The organism is Bradyrhizobium sp. JR3.5 (assembly GCF_054057015.1).
On sequence record NZ_JBSRYV010000002.1, the window covers coordinates 2,265,987 to 2,282,856 of the forward strand.

Sequence of the window (16,870 nt, forward strand, 5' to 3'; positions counted from 1 at the left end):
AAACGCGTCAAAACAAGAATCGAGAGCTTCGTTTCAGCCCAGAGATACGCCGGCCTTGGCCCGGCTGATCCCGAGCGCCACAATGCGATTCAGCAGAACCGGATAGTCCAGTCCATCATGCCCGGCGGCTGTCGCGAACTCCTGGCTCTTCGCGATTTCGGGATTGGGGTTGGCCTCAATGAAATACGGAACGCCGTTGGTGGACAGGCGGAAATCGATGCGCGCGTAGCCATCGAGCCCCAAGGTCCGGTAGATGCGTTTCGCCAGCCGTTGAATATGGGCGGATAGTTCCGGCGTCAGATCTTCGGCCGGCCCGTCCGCAATTCCGATGCGCTCCTGATAGCTGGTATCGTGCTTGACCTTCTCGGTGGCGATCTGGCGTGCGGCGGGGCCGCCCATGCTGCCGAACTTCAATTCCCAAACCGGCAGGACCCGCAGCCTGTTGTTGCCGATCACGCCGACATAGAGCTCACGTCCCTCGATGAACTGCTCGGCGATCGCGGCCGTTCCGATCCGCTCATGGATGAAGGCGACTCGCTCCGCGAGCTTCTCGTCGGTATCGACGATCGACGCCTGCGAGATGCCGAGCGATCCATCGCTGCTCAGGCTCTTGACGATCAGCGGCAGCGCGAGCCGCGGCGGCCGCTTGACCTTGCGGCGCATCGGGAACACGGCGAAGGCCGGCACCGGGATGCGGCGGTGATGCACCAGCGTCTTGGACAGATCCTTGCCGCGCGCCAGGATCAGGCCGCGCGGATTGCATCCGGTATAGGGGATCTTCATCAGCTCGAGATAGCTCGCGATGTGCTGGTCATACACGACGTCGTAGTGAAACTCCTCCAGCAGCGTGAACACCACGTGCGGCTTGAAGCCCTCGATCTCGTCGCGCACCGGCTTGATCTCCTCCTGCACGCCGAGTGGGACGAACCTCATGACCGGCCGCGCGCAGGGTACTCACCACGTCGTATTCGGTTTTCCACTCGTTGATTTCCCGCGCGGAGTATCCGTCGCTGGAGTCCGGCGGTACACAGTCCGGGTGCATCAGCACCAGAATGCGAAAGTGTTTCATAGCGCGATCCATTTGCGGCGCGACGGGCCGAACAGCGCGTGCATGGTCTTGGCCGTCAGCAGGATGGTGAAATTGGTCACGAGCTTCTGCTCGGGACCGACGGCACGCAGATTGAGCTCGCGGCACCGCAGGATCATGTCATCGAGCACGGCATCGAGCGTCAACTGGTTCTCGCCGGTCCACCGCGCGACCAGCTGCCTGATCTGGGCGCGGTGCCGCCTGATGAAGACCGCGGCCGCCGGATGCCGTTGATGCCGCGGATCGGCGGAGAACAGCTTGGACAGATCGCGGTCGTAGGTCTTCGGCGGTGTGAAGGCGTAGAACGCCTGCTTTTTCTTGTAGTGTTCGCCCCAGCGTCTGCTTCAGCGTATGCAGCGGATCGACCCGCTCCCGCGTCGTGAGCAACGGCCGCTCACCTGCGATCTCGCCCATCAGCTCGTCGACATATTCGAGCTTCTTCAGCGCCGGCCAGCCGGCATACCGCGTCCGCCAGTTCGAGCGCGGCCGCAGCCACACCGCGAAGGTCTCGGCGAAATCCTCGTCCGGATGGCTCTGCGCGTACCACAGCCTCAGATGCTGGACGTAATTGCGGCTGGCCGGATTGGGCCGGTAGTAGCGCGGGTAGTGTTGCGACGATGGGCCGAACAACTGCTGCCAGCGCCGGCGGCGTTGCAGCTGGTAGCCGTGCTGTATGGCATGCCCCGCCTCGTGGCGGAGAATGGCCATGCACTCGGACCACGAGGCGCCCTCGACGTCGAGCATCATCTTCTTCTCGAGCTTCATCAGACGGGGATGGGCGAGATAGAAGGGAATGGCGATGCCGGGCACATCGGCCGGGCTGAACCATTCGCTCGAGATCCAAGTGTGCGGCCGCAGCCGGATGCCGCGCTCTTCGAGCTCTTCGTAGAGCGTGCTGACACAATCCGCGAGCCAAGTGCCTTCGACCGCAACCCTCAGACTGCTGAGGCGTTGCTCGAGCAACTGCGCATCCGTGAGCTTCTCCCAGGCATATTTGCGACGCGGCATAGGCTTCCAAAGTCAAAAAAACAAACCGGAATCGGGATGGTGTCATAGGTTGCCGCCGGCAACAACCGCCGGACTTTTGCGCCAGGCCTCCGGCCGGCGCCGCTTGGCACCAACCCCGCCCCGGTGCGTCCGCCGCAGGCTCGGCGGGACACGGAGAGCCCAGGCCACGGTCCAGACCGCCGGTGGGGCGCCTTCGTACTTTCTGCTATGATCGGCCGATCTTCAGGCAAGCTATTTGAGAGGCGAGAGTGGATTATCGGCGGCGTCTGCTTTTTCACGGCATGGCCCTGTTCCTGATCGGGCTGTTGACCGGCCTTCTCGAGCAGCACTTCAGCAATGTGCGGATGGCGCTCGCAGCGCATCTCGAAGGCGTGATGAACGGTACGTTCCTGCTCGCGGTCGGCGCGATCTGGAGCGAGGTCAGGCTGTCACCCCGCGCGAGCGTCGCAGCCTACTGGGCGCTGCTGTGCGGGACATACGGCAACTGGGCCGTGACGACGCTCGCCGCCGTGCTCGGAACCGGCGCACTTTCGCCGGTCACTGCGGCCGACCGTGGTGCCGGGCCGTGGCAGGAAACGCTGGTGATCGCCGGGTTCATCTCAATCGGTCTTGCGATCATCGCAGCATCGATCTTGCTGCTGTGGGGGCTGCGCGGCAAGGCCGCGCGCGTTGCGCCTCGAGCATGATCCGGAAAAGTGCGAAGCGGTTTTCCGAAGAGATCATGCTCAAACAAAGAAGCTAAAGCGCGATGACGATTCTGCCCAATGTTGTCGCGCTTTAAGTCTTGACCCAGCGCTGCACGGCAGCAGTGGTGTCGGCCGGGTTTGGTGTTGAAGCAGATGGCGGCGCCAGGCGCGAGCCGGTGCACCAGATTGAGGATCGTCTCGAACAGCAGCAGCCGCTCCGGCGGCTCGCGCAACCCGGCACCGATCACGACGCAATCGTAGCGGCGCGCGCTGAGGGCAGCCGCCGTCACCGCTTCGGCCGTATCGCCGAGGTCGATAAGACAGCTTTCGACATCGTAGCCAAGCATCCGCAGGCCCTCGATCTGCGCGTCGATGTAGCTGCGCGCGAGCTCGAGCGTGAATTGCGGCATGACGGACAGATCGACGAAGGTGGGGTCGAGCCCGATCGCCAGCACGGATGGTTTCGTCATGGTCGCGGTTCCCTGACGCACTGCGATTCGGCGAACATGCCGGCGCTTTGCGTCGAAATCGCGAAGCCATTCAGCGGCCCTCGTGATCCTGCGCGGCGCGTGCCGCGACCGCGGCGCGCCGCTTGAGGAACTCGCGCTCGCGTGCGTTGCCGGCCAATGCGGCAGCGGCCTCGAACGCGGCGTGCGCCTCCGCGAAGCGGCTCAGCCGGTGCAACAGATCGCCGCGCACGCTCGGCAGCAGATGATAGGCTTTCAGCGCCGGCTCGTCGGCGAGACCGTCGACGATCGCAAGCGCCGCAACCGGCCCTTCGGCCATGCCGATCGCGACCGCGCGGTTGAGCTCGATCACCGGCGAATCCAGCAGCGTGGCGAGATCGCCGTACAGCGCGGCGATGCGGCGCCAGTCGGTCGCGTCAGGCGTGTCGGCTTCGGCGTGGCATGCGGCGATCGCGGCCTGCAGCGCGTAGAAGCCGCCGGCGCCGCCGAGCTCGCGGGCACGCGCCAGCGCCAATTGCCCGCGGCGGATCTGCAGGCGATCCCACAGCGCGCGGTTCTGGTCCATCAACAGGATCGGCTCGCCGGCCGCGTCGTTGCGCGCCGCCATCCGCGAGGCGTTGAATTCCATCAGCGCCAGCAGGCCGTGCGCCTCCGGCTCGTGCGGCGCGATCGCGAGCTCAGCACGCGGCCGATGCGCAGCGCCTCGTTGCAGAGCTGCGGCCGCAGCCATTCGTCGCCACTTGCCGCGGTGTAGCCCTCGTTGAAGATCAGGTAGGCGACCTCGAGCACGGAGGCGAGCCGCTCCGACAGCGCGGCGCCGCGCGGCGTCTCGTAGGCAAGACCTGACTCCGACAGCGTGCGCTTGGCGCGCACGATGCGCTGGGCGATGGTCGCCTCCGCCTGCAGGAAGGCGCGCGCGATCTCCTCGGTGGTGAGACCGCAGATCATCCGAAGCGCCAGCGCGGCGCGGGCCTCGCGCGACAGCAGCGGATGGCAGGCGGTGAAGATCAGCCGCAACAATTCGTCGCCGATATCGTCGTCGAGCGCGGAATCGAAATCGGGCATGGTCTCCTGCTCCCGCACCAGATCATGCGCAAGCATGCCGTGCTTTTCGGTCAGCATGCGATTGCGCCTGATATGATCGAGCGCACGACGCTTGGCGGTCGCCATCAGCCAGGCCCCCGGCTTCTCCGGCACGCCACTGAGCGGCCAGTGCTCGAGCGCCGCGATCAGCGCTTCCTGGGTCAGATCCTCGGCGAGCGGCACGTCGCGCAGCATTCGCGACAGGCTGGTGATCAGCCGCGGCTGCTCGATGCGCCACACCGCGAGGATCGTGGCCTCGATGTCGGCGGCCGTCATCGCCGCCGACATGATGTCGTCACTTCGCGCATCAGGCGCAGGCGGAGACGTCGACCTGGCAACCGCCGTCGGCACCAGGCGTGGCGAAGGGACGAACCTCGCAGGTCCCCTCCCAGCCCGGCATATGTTCCCTGTGTAGTTGCATGAACTCCACCGCGGCTGCGACCGCCTCCTCCTTGTTGCGGAGCTCGAAGATCGCGTAGCCGCCGATCATCTCCTTGGTCTCGACGAACGGACCGTCGATGACGTTGAGCTTGCCGTCGGTGATGCGCACCTGGGCGCCCATCGCGACCGGCAAGAGCCCGCCGGTGTCGATCATGCGGCCCGCCTTGATCTCTCGCTCGGCGAGCTTGCCGATTGCCTCCATCAGGGCCGGGGTCGGCGGCCCGGGGGGCTGCGGGGAGGTGACGATATACATGAAACGCATCGGAAAGCTCCTGTGAGGCGAGACGCGGCGACGATCGCCGCAAGACCGGCTCGCTACAGGGGACGACGATTCGGGGCCAGCCGGATCGACATGGGCTCGGGAATTATTTTTAGGGGTGGACGACGGAGCAGGGCAAACCGCCGACGCTTCGGTGGTGCGCCCCTACCCCGCTTGCGACCGCCGCACTCGGAAGCGCCGACGCGCTCTTCAGGATGACGGGAAAACCAGGTTCGCAAGCGGGAGAGGCGAAATAGGTGCCCCTACTGCTCCCGCAGCATGATCAGCGGGTCGGCGCTGTCGGGGATGCGGCGCCATTGGGCGTTGTCGTCGGCCTCGAACTGCCAGGTCTCGCCCTTGGCCGACATCAGGATCATCTGGCCATGGTCGAGCCGCCACAGCGTTGGATTGAAGGCTACGACCGCGGGATCGCATTTGCCTTTCAGGAACAGCTGGAAATTGTCGTTGCCGGCGTCGGTGTTGGTCAGCACCAGCGCGCAGATCGCCTGGCCGTTGCCGCGGACCATCGACCAGTCGCCGATCATCTGGTCCATCGACTTGGCGAGCGCGCGGGCAGCGGCGAGGTTTTGAAGGATGTAGACGCCCTCGTTGGTGCGCATGCCCTCGAAGATGCCGGTCTCGACCTCGGTGAAATCGATCACGGCGTCGCCGGCCGCATTCTGCAGCCGCACGATGTCGCCGAGGCCCTTGATGCTCCAGCCGGTGATGTCCTTGGTGAAGGGCAACGCGGCGGCGCAGGCCGGCTCGAGCTCGAGCTTGAAACCTTGCGGCGTCGCATCGCTCTTCAGCGTCACGACGCAGGTCTTGCTGCGCTCGGTGGTGGCGAGCTCCCACTGCCCGATCATGTCCTTCTGCAACGTCTTGACGTCCTGCGCGGCTGCCGGACCGCAGGCGGCCAGCAGCATGAGCAGCACGACGTTGAAGCGGGACAGGGACATCAGCGCCCCTTCACCGGCGTTTCGGCAACCGGCGTCAGCGGCGGCTTGCCGGCAAACCAGTTCTTGATGTTGTCGACCACGAGCTGGTCCATCGCATTGCGCGTCACCACCGAGGCCGAACCGATATGCGGCAGCAGCACGACGTTCTGCATCGCCTTCAATTCGTCCGGCACGTTCGGCTCGGCTGCGAACACGTCGAGACCGGCGGCGAGGATGGTGCCGGACTTCAGCGCCGCGACCAGCGCCGGCTCGTCGACCACGGAGCCGCGCGCGACGTTGATCAGCACGCCGCGCGGGCCGAGCGCCTTCAGGACGTCGGCGTTGATCATCTTCGCCGTCGAGGCGCCGCCCGGCACGATGACGATCAGCGTATCGACCGCCTTCGCCATCTCGATCAGATCGGGATAGTGCTTGTAGGCGACGTCCTTGGACGGATTGCGCGAATGATAGGACACCGGCACGCGCGAGGCCTCGAGCCTGCGCCCGATCGCCTGGCCGATGCGGCCCATGCCGACGATGCCGATCTTGCGATCGCGCAACGAGCCGACGCTGAGCGGATAATTCTGGGACTGCCACAGGCCGGAGCGCACGTAGCGGTCGGCCTTGACGAATTCACGCAGCGTCGCGATCAACAGCCCCATCGCGACGTCGGCGACCTCCTCGGTGAGCACGTCGGGCGTGTTGGTAACCACGATATTGTGATCCCGCGCATAGCCGGAATCGACGTGGTCGTAACCGACGCCGAAGCTGCCGACGATCTCGAGCTTGGGAAACATCGCCATCGCGGTCTTGTCGGTCGCCATCGTGTGATAGGTGACGGCGATGCCGCGGATCTTGGCCATCGTGTCGGGCGTCAGGCGCTCAAGGTCGCCGCGGCTCTCGGCCCGGTGCAGCACGTATTGATCGGAAAAGCCGTTTTCGAGGATTGGCCGGATCGGTCCATAAACCAACAGATCGATCTTTTCGGAAGAAATCGGGGCCATCAATTGTCCTTTCCTAACGCGCTTTCATGCCAACGCCGCAACAAGAGGTGCGAAACTAACGCCAGCACCCCATAGATGACAATCCCGGCCAGCGATAGCAGCAGAAGTGCTGCGAACATGCGGGGAATATTCAGCCGGTAGCCCGATTCAGCGATCCGGAAGGCGAGGCCCGAGCCGGCGCCGGCGCTGCCCGCCGCGATCTCCGCGACCACGGCGCCGATCAGCGACAGGCCGCCGGCGATGCGCAGGCCGCCGAGGATATAGGGCAGCGCCGCGGGCAGCTTCAGGAGCAGCAGCGTCTGCAGCCGCGAGGCGCCATAAAGTTGAAACAATCCGGCGAGGTTGCGATCGACCGAGTTGAGGCCGAGCGTCGTATTCGACAGCACCGGAAAGAACGCCACGATCCAGGCGCAGACGATCACCGCGGTCTGCTGCTGCAGATAGATCAGGAGCAGCGGCGCGATCGCGATCACGGGAGTGACCTGCAGCACCACCGCGTAAGGGAACAACGAATATTCCAGCCATTTGGACTGGTTGAACAGCAGCGCCAGCACGACGCCGCCGACCGCGGCGGCGGCGAAGCCTTCGAGCGTGGTCAGGAGCGTGACGCCGAGCGATTGCGACAGCACCGGCCAGTCCGCAACCAGCGTCTTCAGCACCAGGAGCGGGCTCGGCAGCACATAGGGCTGGATACCATAGGCGCGGACGACGGCTTCCCAGAGCACGAGGCCCGCGGCAAACACTGCAAGCGGAAGCAGAAAGCGGATGAGGTCCTGCGGAGACTTCATGCGCCCGCCTGCCCCGCGTAAGACGGCGCCAGCGCGGCCGAGACCTCACGGCAGAAGGCGGCATATTCGGCCGAGGTGCGGAACTCCTCGCCGCGCGGCTCCGGCGAGATGATGCGAAACTCGGCGCCGATCCGGCCCGGGCGCGCCGTCATCACGATCACGCGCTGCGAGAGGTAGACCGACTCGAACACCGAGTGCGTCACGAAAATGACGGTCTTGTGCAGGTTCCGCCACAGCGACAGCAGGTCGTTGTTGAGGCGAAAGCGCGTGATCTCGTCGAGTGCCGCGAACGGCTCATCCATCAGGAGGATATCGGGATCGGTGACCAGCGCGCGCGCCAGCGACACCCGCATCTTCATGCCGCCGGACAATTCGCGCGGATAGGCGGCTGCGAACTCCGCCAGCCCGACCTGATCGAGCGCGGCCTCGATGCGCGCGTCGGCGTCGGTCGTAGGCAGCCGGGCGAGCTTCAGCGGCAGGTGGACATTGTCGCGCACATTGGCCCACGGCATCAGCGTCGGCTCCTGAAACACGAAGCCGATCCTGTGGCTGCCGCGCTGCTCCACGCCGTGATGGACGAGCTCGACCGTGCCGGCGCTTGGCGTGGCAAGCCCCGCAATGAGGCGGAGCGCGGTGGATTTGCCGCAGCCGGAGGGGCCGAGCAGCGAGACGAACTCGCCGTGTCTCACGTCGAGATCCAGCAGCCCGAGCGCCATCACCCCGCTGTCATAGGTCTTGGTGACGCCGCGCAGGCGCACGGCGAAGCCGCTGCCATCGGTTTCCGGCAAGGTGCTCTCTACCATCGCGAACTGGATATTGCCGGGCGCGATCGTGCCGCAAACTCCACCTCTCCCCACCGGGGAGAGGTCGGCGCGAAGCGCCGGGTGAGGGGGCGCCGGTCCCACGAGAGAGCGGAACCCCTCACCCGCATCGCATCTGGCGATGCGACGCGACCTCTCCCACAAGGGGAGAGGTAGACCGCCAGCGCCGCAACATCTGCGCTAAATCTCATTACGCCCGTCCGCACCCGTCAGTTCTTCGGCCTGAGCTCGACGCCGACCGCCTTGTTGACGAAGCGCAGCGTGTAGCCCTGGCGATAGTCGATGGTGCTCTTGACCACACCGGCGCGCACCATCTTGTCGAAGAAGCTCGCCATCCGCTCGTCGGTCATGGCGCCGATGCCGTTCTTGATGGAATCGCCGGAATCGACGATGCCATGCTCGCGCATCTTGGCGACGCAATAGGCCAGCAGCTCGTCGTTCATCTCGGGATTGAGCTTCTTGATCATCGCATTGCCGGCCGAATTGTCGCCATAGACGTAAGTGTACCAGCCGACAACGGAAGCATCGACGAAGCGCTGCACCAGGTCAGGCTTCTTGTCGACCAGGTCGCGGCGGGTCTCGATCAAGGTCGAATAAGAGTTGAAGCCGTAGTCGGCGAGCAAGAGCACGTTCGGCTTGAAGCCGGCGGCCTTCTCCACCGCAAAGGGCTCCGAGGTGACATAGCCCTGCATCGCGGTCTGCTTGTTCACGATGAAGGGCTGCGGGTTGAAGGTGTAGGGCTTCACCTTGTTCTCGTCGAAGCCGTATTCGGATTTCAGCCACTGGAAGTAGCTGGTGATGCCTTCCTTCGAGATCAAAAGCGTCAGCGGCTTCAGATCCTCGATCTTGCCAACCTTGACTTCAGGATGGGTCAGGAAGACCTGCGGGTCCTTCTGGAACATCGCCGCGACGGCGACCAGCGGTACGTTGTTGGTGACGGCGTCGAAGGTCTGCAACGAGTTCGCGCTCATGAAGAAGTCGAGCTTGCCCGCGATCAAGAGCATGCGGTTGTTCTCGTTGGGACCGCCGGGCACGATTGACACGTCGAGTCCGTACTTCTTGTAGGTGCCGTCGGCGAGCGCCTGGAAGAACCCGCCATGCTCGCCCTCGGCGACCCAGTTGGTGCCGAACGAGACCTTGTCCAGAGTCTGCGCCCGCGCCGGGAGGAGGCCTGCGGAAACGCTGAGGGTGGCGGCCAGAAGGGTCGTGGTTAACGCTCGCGGCAAAAAGGCCGGGATCATGGTTGGACTCCGTCGATCATTATGGCCCATGATGGAAGGCGGGAAGACGTGGACCGCGCCCGGAGACGCGAACGCCTCGCTGATGTTAAACAAACTAGCCTGCAAATCCATCCCATGAAACGCTTGTATTGAAACGACTGGATTGATGACCTCGACGCTTCCGCCCCGTGACTGGACCGCTATCCACTGGCCCGACCTCGCCGAGGGTGCGGCCGCGCGCTGGATCGCGGTGCTGCCGCTGGCCGCGACCGAGCAGCACGGGCCGCATCTGCCGCTCGGAACCGACGTCATGATCGGCGAGGCGTATCTGGCGCGGGTTCAGGAGCTGCTGCCGGCGGCCATCCCGGCGACGTTCCTGCCCCTGCAACCCGTCGGCATCTCCACCGAGCACATCGATTTTCCGGGCACGCTGACCCTGCCGACCAAGGTCGCGCTGAACAGCTGGATGGCGCTCGGCGAGAGCGTGGCGCGCGCCGGCGTCGGGAAGCTCGTGATGGTGACGAGCCATGGCGGCAATTCCGCCACGATGCAGCTCGTGGCGCAGGACCTGCGCGCGCAACACAAGATGCTGGTGGTGACCACGAGCTGGTCGCGCTTCGGCACGCCCGACGGGCTGTTCGATGCCGACGAATTGCGCCACGGCATCCATGGCGGTGCGGTCGAGACCTCGATCATGCTGGCGAAGTATCCGCAACATGTGCGCAAGGATGCGATCGCGGATTTCAAGCCCGCGAGCGTGCAGATCGAGAAGGATCACCGCTTTCTGTCGACCCAGCGGCCGGCGCCGTTCGCCTGGCAGGCGCAGGACCTCAATCCGAGCGGCGCGATCGGCGATGCGACCAAGGCCTCGGCCGAGAAGGGCGAGAAGCTGCTCGAGCACGGCGCGCGCGCGTTCTGCGAGCTGCTGGCCGACGTCGACAGGTTCGATCCGGGCGTATTTCGGGGCAACTGACCCGGGTCCTGGCGGAGGCGACGAAACAATCCACGAAACCATATTTCCGGCACGGTCTTCGAACCGGAACCGAAAAGCCTCCGTCCAACGGGCATGCGGACCATACCGGCGCCGCCCTCAAGCAGGATGGAGTATCCCATGTCGATCAAGACCAAGTTTGCCGCCCTCGCCCTCACCGCGCTCGCCGTGACCGGCACCATCGCGTCCACGACGTCGCAGGCCGAAGCCAAGCCGTATGGCTGGGGCTGGGGCGTTGGTGCGGGCCTCGTCGGCGCCGCCATCGTCGGCAGCGCGATCGCGGCCAGTGACGGCTATTACGACGGCGGCTATCGGCGCTGCGCCTGGGTGCGCCAGTTCGACGCCTACGGCAACTACATCGGCCGCGTGCGCTCCTGCTACTGATCGACGGAATTTTCGTAGTGTTTTCGAGCGAAGTGGGCACCGGTTCGCGTGAAGGAAACACGTCAAACAAGAATCTAGAGCCGAATAGGCTCTAGGGCTGCGGATCCTGCGTTCGGCACGGGTCCTCATCCACCCCGTGTCGCACACGACCCGTCCGGCGATCCCCCCGGGCGGGTCAATTCTTGAACGCAGCGATCACAGATATTTGGCGATCAGCCGGAAGTCGCGCAGCATGTTGCGGCCACTTCGGGCCCGATGCCTTCAGCGTCTCCTCCAGGCTGTGGCCGATGTGATCGTGGATCAGCGCCTTTTTGGCACTCTCGATCGCGCTCTCCACCGCCTGCAATTGCTGGGCGATCTGCGCACAGGGCCGGCCCTGCTCGATCATCTCGACAATGGTCTCGAGATGGCCGTTGGCGCGCTTCAGGCGCCGGGCGATTGCAGCGTGCGGATGGTCGTCTGACATGCGGTTCTCCTATCCTCCCCGGAGGATAATCATGATCCTCCCCGGAGGATAGTAGAATCGGCTTGACAGGCCATTGTGGCAGGCGTAGTGCCCGACTGTCGTAACGTTCGTTCCGCACCGGGGTCCGACCCCGGACGTCAACCCGACCACGAGCCAACACAGAAGGCACATGGGCAGTAGCAACTCAGGCGACAGTAGACCGCTGACGGGACTATTGACGCCGCAACACAGCAAGACTGATCGCGCAGATTTCGCCTGCGTGGATGGGTGGTCACGCCTCACGTAACCGCCTGCTCCTCACCGGCCTGCCGCGCGACAGCGGAAGTGGAGGTGAGCGATGTTCGAAAAGCTCGCAAAATTCCGGCAAGCAAGCCCGCGGCGCGTTGTCGAGCTGCGGCAGATCCTGCCGCGGGCGGCCACCTATTCCAATGACAACCTGCCGGGCTTTCGCCGCCCGGCGGATCGCCGGCGTCCAACCCCGGCCTGTCATTGGATCCTGATCGACGGCCGCCTGGAGTGCCGGTGGATCGTCGACGACACCGGCGGTGATTTCGATCATCGGCGGCGCGCGGGCCGGCATCTTGGCCCGCGCGCGACAACTGCGCGGCACGCCGCGGCAAAACCGCGGCTGGTGCGCTTGAATCTTTTTCGCATGATCTCGTTCGGAAAGCCGCTGCGCACCTTTCCGGATCATGTGCCAGGAGGCCAATATGGACGAAGGACCTAGTCGTCCCGTTGCGCGCCATTGCGGCGCGGCAGCGGGATTCTCGACCTGCATCACATCTGGAAATGCCGCTGCTCACGGCAGCGGAGACGTGCGCGCCTGACGGTCCGCGTCCCTCTTGCCGTGCCCAAAGGGCGGCGAGGAGACGCGATATGACCGAAACCAAGTCCACCCAAACCGCCATTCTCGACACCGCGCATGCCGGCGACATCCACGGCGCGCTCGGCAGCATCGCGCGGGACGACACCGCGCCACGCGCGACCTTGCTGGCCCGGTTTAAGACCCTGCTGGCGATCGTCGGCCCCGGCCTGATCGTGATGGTCGGCGACAACGATGCCGGCGCCTTCGGCACCTACACCCAGGCCGGGCAGAACTACGGCACCACGCTGCTGTGGACGCTGCTGCTTTTGATTCCCGTGCTCTACGTCAACCAGGAGATGGTGGTGCGGCTCGGCGCCGTCACCGGCGTCGGCCATGCGCGGCTGATCTTCGAGCGCTTCGGCAAATTCTGGGGCGCCTTCAGCGTCATCGATCTCCTGGTGCTGAACGCGCTGACCATCGTCACCGAATTCATCGGCATCACCTTCGCGCTTCGTTTTCTCGGCGTCTCGCAGTTCTGGGGCGTGCTGGCCTCGGCTGTTATCGTGATGCTGGCGGTCTCGACCGGCGACTTCCGCCGTTTCGAACGCTTCGGCATCGTGCTGGTCGCAGGCAGCCTGCTGCTGGTGCCCGTGATCCTGATGGTGCATCCGCCGGTCGGGCAGATCGCGGCTGATTTCTTCGTGCCGAAGATGCCCAAGGACGCCAAGCTCAGCGAGGTGATGCTTTTGATCGTCGCGATCGTCGGCACCACGGTGGCGCCGTGGCAATTGTTCTTCCAGCAGAGCTATATCGTCGACAAGCGGATCACGCCGCGCTTCATCCGCTATGAGCGGATGGATCTGTGCATCGGCATCGTGCTGGTCGTGGTCGGCGCCGTCGCGATGATCTCGTTCTGCGCCGAGGTATTTGCCGGGCGGCCGGAATTCGGCAATTACACCGACGCGCTGGGGACCGCGGTCGGGTTGGAGAAATATGCCGGCCGGCTGCCGGCGGTGCTGTTTGCCCTCGCACTGCTGGATGCCTGCATCATCGGCGCGGCCGCGGTCTCCCTCTCGACGGCCTATGCGATCGGCGACGTGTTCGCGGTCAAGCACTCGCTGCACCGCAAGCCGTGGGACGCGAAGGGCTTCTACAGCGTCTATTGCGGCCTGATCGTGCTCGCCGCGGTGCTGGTGCTGACGCCGGGCACGCCGCTCGGACTGCTCACCAACGCGGTGCAGACGCTGGCCGGCGTGCTGCTGCCGAGTGCGACCGTGTTCCTGCTGCTGCTGTGCAACGACCGCCACATCCTCGGGCCGTGGGTCAACTCCGTCAGGCTGAACCTGTTCACGGGCGCGGTGGTCGGGGGCCTCGTGATGCTGTCGGTGATCCTGACTGCCGCGGTGCTGTTCCCGGATCTCAGCGAGGCATGGATCATCGGCATCCTGGTCGGCGGCAGCCTGCTCGCGCTCGCGGTCACCGCGGCGGTCAAGCTGTACGAGATGCTGTCGCACGGTCGCGCATCCTCCCGCTTCAAGCACAAGCCGCCGCTGTTCGACCGCGACACCTGGCGGATGCCGCCGCTCGACCGGCTGCCGCCGGCGCGGCTCAGCCCGTTGAGCCGGATCTGGATGCTGGTGCTACGCGGCTACCTCGTCGTCGCTGCCGGCCTCGTGCTGCTGCGCATCGTCCAGCTCGCCACGGTGGGGGCGTGACCGCGCCTGGCCGCGGCCGGAGATGGGGCGCGATCGTGTTGTTCAGGCTGGCAAGCGCCATCCTGCGCGGCGCAACCGCGCTTTATCAGCGACGTGTGATTTCAGGCGCCGAGCTGCGGACGGCGCTGTCCATGGCGCGATGTGTCGAACGAGCCGGCGCCAGGGTCGCGCTCGGCAGGATGTCGCGACCCGCCTTGATCAAGGTAAAGGACGAAGACAATGCTGACATCGATTGAACCGTCGGTTCTCGACCGATTTGCCACAGATGCGCGGGCGTTCGCAGCGGATGAGGCCCACGGCCTCCGGGTGTTACGCGACTGTCATAGTGGCGTGCAAATCGGAGGGGTATCCCGCGCGCCTCAGTTGCTATTGCGAATTACTTGCAACAAGCCACAGGGGATGCTAGGTGCTGATCTGGCTTTGGATGGGACGACACGAATCGGACCGGGGACGGCGGGCGATGAATTCAAATCTCGGGTGGCAAGTGGCCGCCAAATCTGCAATGCCGGGCGAAACCGCCAACCGTTCGCAGAAAGCCGCGTCATGACCTGCGTCCGTCTCTTCCGGGTTCGGATCGCCGCCGGCGCAGCGCTCGGCGCGGCGGCATTCGGCACGCCGGCGGCCGCGGCCGATATGGCCGTCAAGTCACCGGCCATGAACGCGGCGGTTTATAGCTGGACCGGCTTTTACGTCGGCGGCCATGTCGGCTATGGCGACGGCAGCCTCGGTCCCGATACCAATCCGCTTCCCTTGCAGGGCGTGTTCTTTCCTCACAGTGTCACGGGAGGGATCGGCGGCTTCCAGGTCGGATACAATCACCAGTTCGCAAACCGCTTCGTGCTCGGCGTCGAGGCCGATGCGACATTCGTGGGCCCGATCGATCTGCCGCGGCGCAGGCTCGGCCCCTTCAACTCGTCGATCGACTATGTCGGCACCGTGCGCGGCCGCGCCGGTTACAGCTTTGGCACCTGGATGCCGTACATCACCGGCGGCTTCGCCTGGGGCCGCAGCCAGGTCAGGGTCAACGATGCCGCCGGCAACGTCATCTCGGAGCCCGGCCAGTATCAGACCGGCTGGACTGTCGGCGCTGGCGCCGAATTTGCGCTCAGCGGCAATTGGACGGCCAAGCTCGAATACGACTACATCGACCTGTCGCGCCGCACGCTCGGTCTCAACGATTTCGGCATGCCCGGCGTCAGTATCGACCCGCGGCTGCATCTGCTGAAATTCGGCCTGAACTACCAGCTCGGCGATTCGCCCTGGTCGGCGACGCCGACGCGGTCCGTGCTGCCGGACTCCAGCGACTGGAGCGTGCATGGGCAGACCACGCTGATCGGTCAGGGCTATCCGTCGTTCCGCGCACCCTATGGCGGCACCAACAGCCTTCCGGGCGCGGGGCAAGCTCAACAAACCTGGACCACGACGGCGTTTCTCGGCGTGCGGCTCTGGGAAGGCGGCGAGCTCTATTTCAATCCGGAGACTGCGCAGGGCTTCGGCCTCAACGGCACGCTCGGCCTCGCCGGTTTCCCGAACGGCGAGGCTCAGAAGGCCGGCGCCGAATATCCGAGGATCCGGCCGCAACGCTACTATTTCAAGCAGACCTTCGGCTTCGGCGGCGAGCAGGAAGACGTCCCCGACGGTCCCAACCAGATCGCGGGCAAGCGCGACATCGACCGCCTCACGGTCATCGTCGGGCGCTTTGCAGTGGGCGACTTCTTCGACGGCAATTCCTACGCCAAGGACCCGCGCGCCGATTTTCATGAACTGGGCGATGTGGTCGTCCGCCGCCTATGATTTCCCGGCTGACCTGCCCGGTTACACTCGCGGCGCGGTGGTGGAGCTCAACCGCAAGGACTGGGCGGTGCGCGCCGGCGTGTTCCAGGTGCCCAATGCACCGAACAGCGACGTGCTGGTCTCCAACGCCAACAATGGCGGCGCGGTGGTGGAATTCGAAGGCCGCTACTCGATCTTCGATCAACCCGGCAAGCTGCGTGTCGGCGTGTTCGGCAATCGCGGCAACACCGGCAATTATCGCCAGGCGCTCGCGATCGAGGACGCCAACCCCGGGCTCGACATCAACGACGTGATGGCCGGTATCCGCAAGGACAACACCAAGTACGGCTTCTACCTGAACGGCGAGCAGCAGATCGCAACCGATGTCGGCCTGTTCGGCCGCCTGAGCTGGAACGACGGCCGGAACGAGATCCTGTCGTTCACCGACGTCGACCGCAGCGTCTCCGGCGGCGTGTCGATCAAGGGCAGCACTTGGGGCCGGGCGAACGACACGATCGGCATCGGCGGCGCAGTCAACGGTCTGTCGTCAGCGCATCGCGACTACCTCGCCGCCGGCGGCCTCGGCCTTTTGATCGGCGACGGCGCGCTCAACTACAGTCCGGAGCGGATCTTCGAAACCTACTACGCCTATCAGGTCAACAAGAGCCTGACGCTGACCGCGGACTATCAGTTCATCACCAACCCCGCCTACAACGCCGACCGCGGCCCGGTGCACATCTTCTCCGGCCGGCTGCACGGCGAGTTCTGATCCCGAAGTCATTGCGAGCGAAGCGAAGCAAACCATAGTTCCGCACGCGCGGAGGCATGGATTGCTTCGTCGCTTCGCTCCTCGCAATGACGGATTGACCGAGGTTGGGCACGGCCACGCCAACGCTCTCTCCCCACTCAGATATATGTAGACCCCCCGGGCTTG

General features: G+C 65.0%; 16 protein-coding genes and 3 pseudogenes. 7 read left to right on the plus strand and 12 right to left on the minus strand.

What is annotated here, in order from left to right; all coding sequences use genetic code 11:
• Nucleotides 1–33: 33 nt before the first annotated feature.
• From ACVWW1_RS27740 to ACVWW1_RS27750, 3 genes are all read right to left on the minus strand, one after another.
• Nucleotides 34–933 (minus strand): D-alanine--D-alanine ligase family protein, encoded by a 900-nt coding sequence (locus ACVWW1_RS27740; RefSeq protein WP_456658106.1) that lies wholly within the window; start codon nucleotides 931–933, stop codon nucleotides 34–36.
• Between the two features lie 132 nt (nucleotides 934–1,065).
• A complete protein-coding gene (locus tag ACVWW1_RS27745; protein WP_456658107.1) occupies nucleotides 1,066–1,233 on the minus strand; it encodes a hypothetical protein in 168 nt (55 codons plus the stop codon).
• Nucleotides 1,208–2,095, minus strand: coding sequence for a putative zinc-binding metallopeptidase (locus tag ACVWW1_RS27750; RefSeq protein WP_456658108.1), 888 nt, complete (start codon nucleotides 2,093–2,095; stop codon nucleotides 1,208–1,210). Before ACVWW1_RS27750 ends, ACVWW1_RS27745 begins: the two co-directional genes overlap by 26 nt.
• Before the next feature lie 248 nt (nucleotides 2,096–2,343).
• Here ACVWW1_RS27750 and ACVWW1_RS27755 point away from each other — a divergent pair, with 248 nt between their 5' ends.
• Nucleotides 2,344–2,781 carry a hydrogenase gene (locus tag ACVWW1_RS27755; RefSeq protein ID WP_456658109.1) on the plus strand — a complete coding sequence of 146 codons (438 nt, stop codon included), beginning with the start codon at nucleotides 2,344–2,346 and terminating at the stop codon, nucleotides 2,779–2,781.
• A gap of 91 nt (nucleotides 2,782–2,872) precedes the next feature.
• On the opposite strand, the pseudogene ACVWW1_RS27760 reads toward ACVWW1_RS27755, so the two are convergent.
• The 8 genes and pseudogenes from ACVWW1_RS27760 to ACVWW1_RS27795 all read right to left on the minus strand — a co-directional run bounded on the left by ACVWW1_RS27760 (nucleotide 2,873) and on the right by ACVWW1_RS27795 (nucleotide 9,823).
• A pseudogene (locus tag ACVWW1_RS27760) lies at nucleotides 2,873–3,251 on the minus strand (hypothetical protein).
• 70 nt (nucleotides 3,252–3,321) lie between these two features.
• A pseudogene (locus tag ACVWW1_RS27765) lies at nucleotides 3,322–4,607 on the minus strand (RNA polymerase sigma factor).
• 31 nt (nucleotides 4,608–4,638) lie between these two features.
• A complete protein-coding gene (locus ACVWW1_RS27770) occupies nucleotides 4,639–5,034 on the minus strand; it encodes a YciI family protein (RefSeq protein WP_207834673.1) in 396 nt (131 codons plus the stop codon).
• 260 nt (nucleotides 5,035–5,294) lie between these two features.
• Nucleotides 5,295–5,990 (minus strand): AprI/Inh family metalloprotease inhibitor, encoded by a 696-nt coding sequence (locus ACVWW1_RS27775; RefSeq protein WP_456658110.1) that lies wholly within the window; start codon nucleotides 5,988–5,990, stop codon nucleotides 5,295–5,297.
• Nucleotides 5,990–6,973 carry a 2-hydroxyacid dehydrogenase gene (locus ACVWW1_RS27780; RefSeq protein ID WP_456658111.1) on the minus strand — a complete coding sequence of 328 codons (984 nt, stop codon included), beginning with the start codon at nucleotides 6,971–6,973 and terminating at the stop codon, nucleotides 5,990–5,992. Before ACVWW1_RS27780 ends, ACVWW1_RS27775 begins: the two co-directional genes overlap by 1 nt.
• Nucleotides 6,973–7,761: an ABC transporter permease gene (locus tag ACVWW1_RS27785; RefSeq protein ID WP_456658112.1), complete on the minus strand. Its 789-nt coding sequence runs from the start codon at nucleotides 7,759–7,761 to the stop codon at nucleotides 6,973–6,975. Before ACVWW1_RS27785 ends, ACVWW1_RS27780 begins: the two co-directional genes overlap by 1 nt.
• Nucleotides 7,758–8,564, minus strand: a complete 807-nt coding sequence (locus ACVWW1_RS27790) for an ABC transporter ATP-binding protein (protein WP_456660689.1) — start codon at nucleotides 8,562–8,564, stop codon at nucleotides 7,758–7,760. Before ACVWW1_RS27790 ends, ACVWW1_RS27785 begins: the two co-directional genes overlap by 4 nt.
• Nucleotides 8,565–8,791: 227 nt before the next feature.
• A complete protein-coding gene (locus ACVWW1_RS27795) occupies nucleotides 8,792–9,823 on the minus strand; it encodes an ABC transporter substrate-binding protein (RefSeq protein WP_456658113.1) in 1,032 nt (343 codons plus the stop codon).
• Nucleotides 9,824–9,968: 145 nt separating this feature from the next.
• On the opposite strand from ACVWW1_RS27795, the gene ACVWW1_RS27800 reads away from it, so the two are divergent.
• Nucleotides 9,969–10,775, plus strand: a complete 807-nt coding sequence (locus tag ACVWW1_RS27800) for a creatininase family protein (protein WP_456658114.1) — start codon at nucleotides 9,969–9,971, stop codon at nucleotides 10,773–10,775.
• Between the two features lie 138 nt (nucleotides 10,776–10,913).
• Nucleotides 10,914–11,177 (plus strand): hypothetical protein, encoded by a 264-nt coding sequence (locus tag ACVWW1_RS27805; RefSeq protein WP_176528638.1) that lies wholly within the window; start codon nucleotides 10,914–10,916, stop codon nucleotides 11,175–11,177.
• 175 nt (nucleotides 11,178–11,352) lie between these two features.
• Here the strand turns inward: ACVWW1_RS27805 and ACVWW1_RS27810 are convergent, their stop codons facing one another.
• A complete protein-coding gene (locus ACVWW1_RS27810; protein ID WP_456658115.1) occupies nucleotides 11,353–11,643 on the minus strand; it encodes a metal-sensing transcriptional repressor in 291 nt (96 codons plus the stop codon).
• A 337-nt stretch (nucleotides 11,644–11,980) separates the two neighbouring features.
• On the opposite strand from ACVWW1_RS27810, the gene ACVWW1_RS27815 reads away from it, so the two are divergent.
• The 4 genes and pseudogenes from ACVWW1_RS27815 (at nucleotide 11,981) to ACVWW1_RS27830 (ending at nucleotide 16,705) form a co-directional block, all read left to right on the plus strand.
• A complete protein-coding gene (locus ACVWW1_RS27815; RefSeq protein WP_456658116.1) occupies nucleotides 11,981–12,370 on the plus strand; it encodes a hypothetical protein in 390 nt (129 codons plus the stop codon).
• A 149-nt stretch (nucleotides 12,371–12,519) separates the two neighbouring features.
• Nucleotides 12,520–14,163, plus strand: a complete 1,644-nt coding sequence (locus tag ACVWW1_RS27820; RefSeq protein WP_456658117.1) for an NRAMP family divalent metal transporter — start codon at nucleotides 12,520–12,522, stop codon at nucleotides 14,161–14,163.
• 35 nt (nucleotides 14,164–14,198) lie between these two features.
• A complete protein-coding gene (locus ACVWW1_RS27825) occupies nucleotides 14,199–14,399 on the plus strand; it encodes a hypothetical protein (protein WP_456658118.1) in 201 nt (66 codons plus the stop codon).
• 307 nt (nucleotides 14,400–14,706) lie between these two features.
• Nucleotides 14,707–16,705: pseudogene (locus ACVWW1_RS27830) on the plus strand (carbohydrate porin).
• The last annotated feature ends 165 nt before the right edge of the window (nucleotides 16,706–16,870 follow it).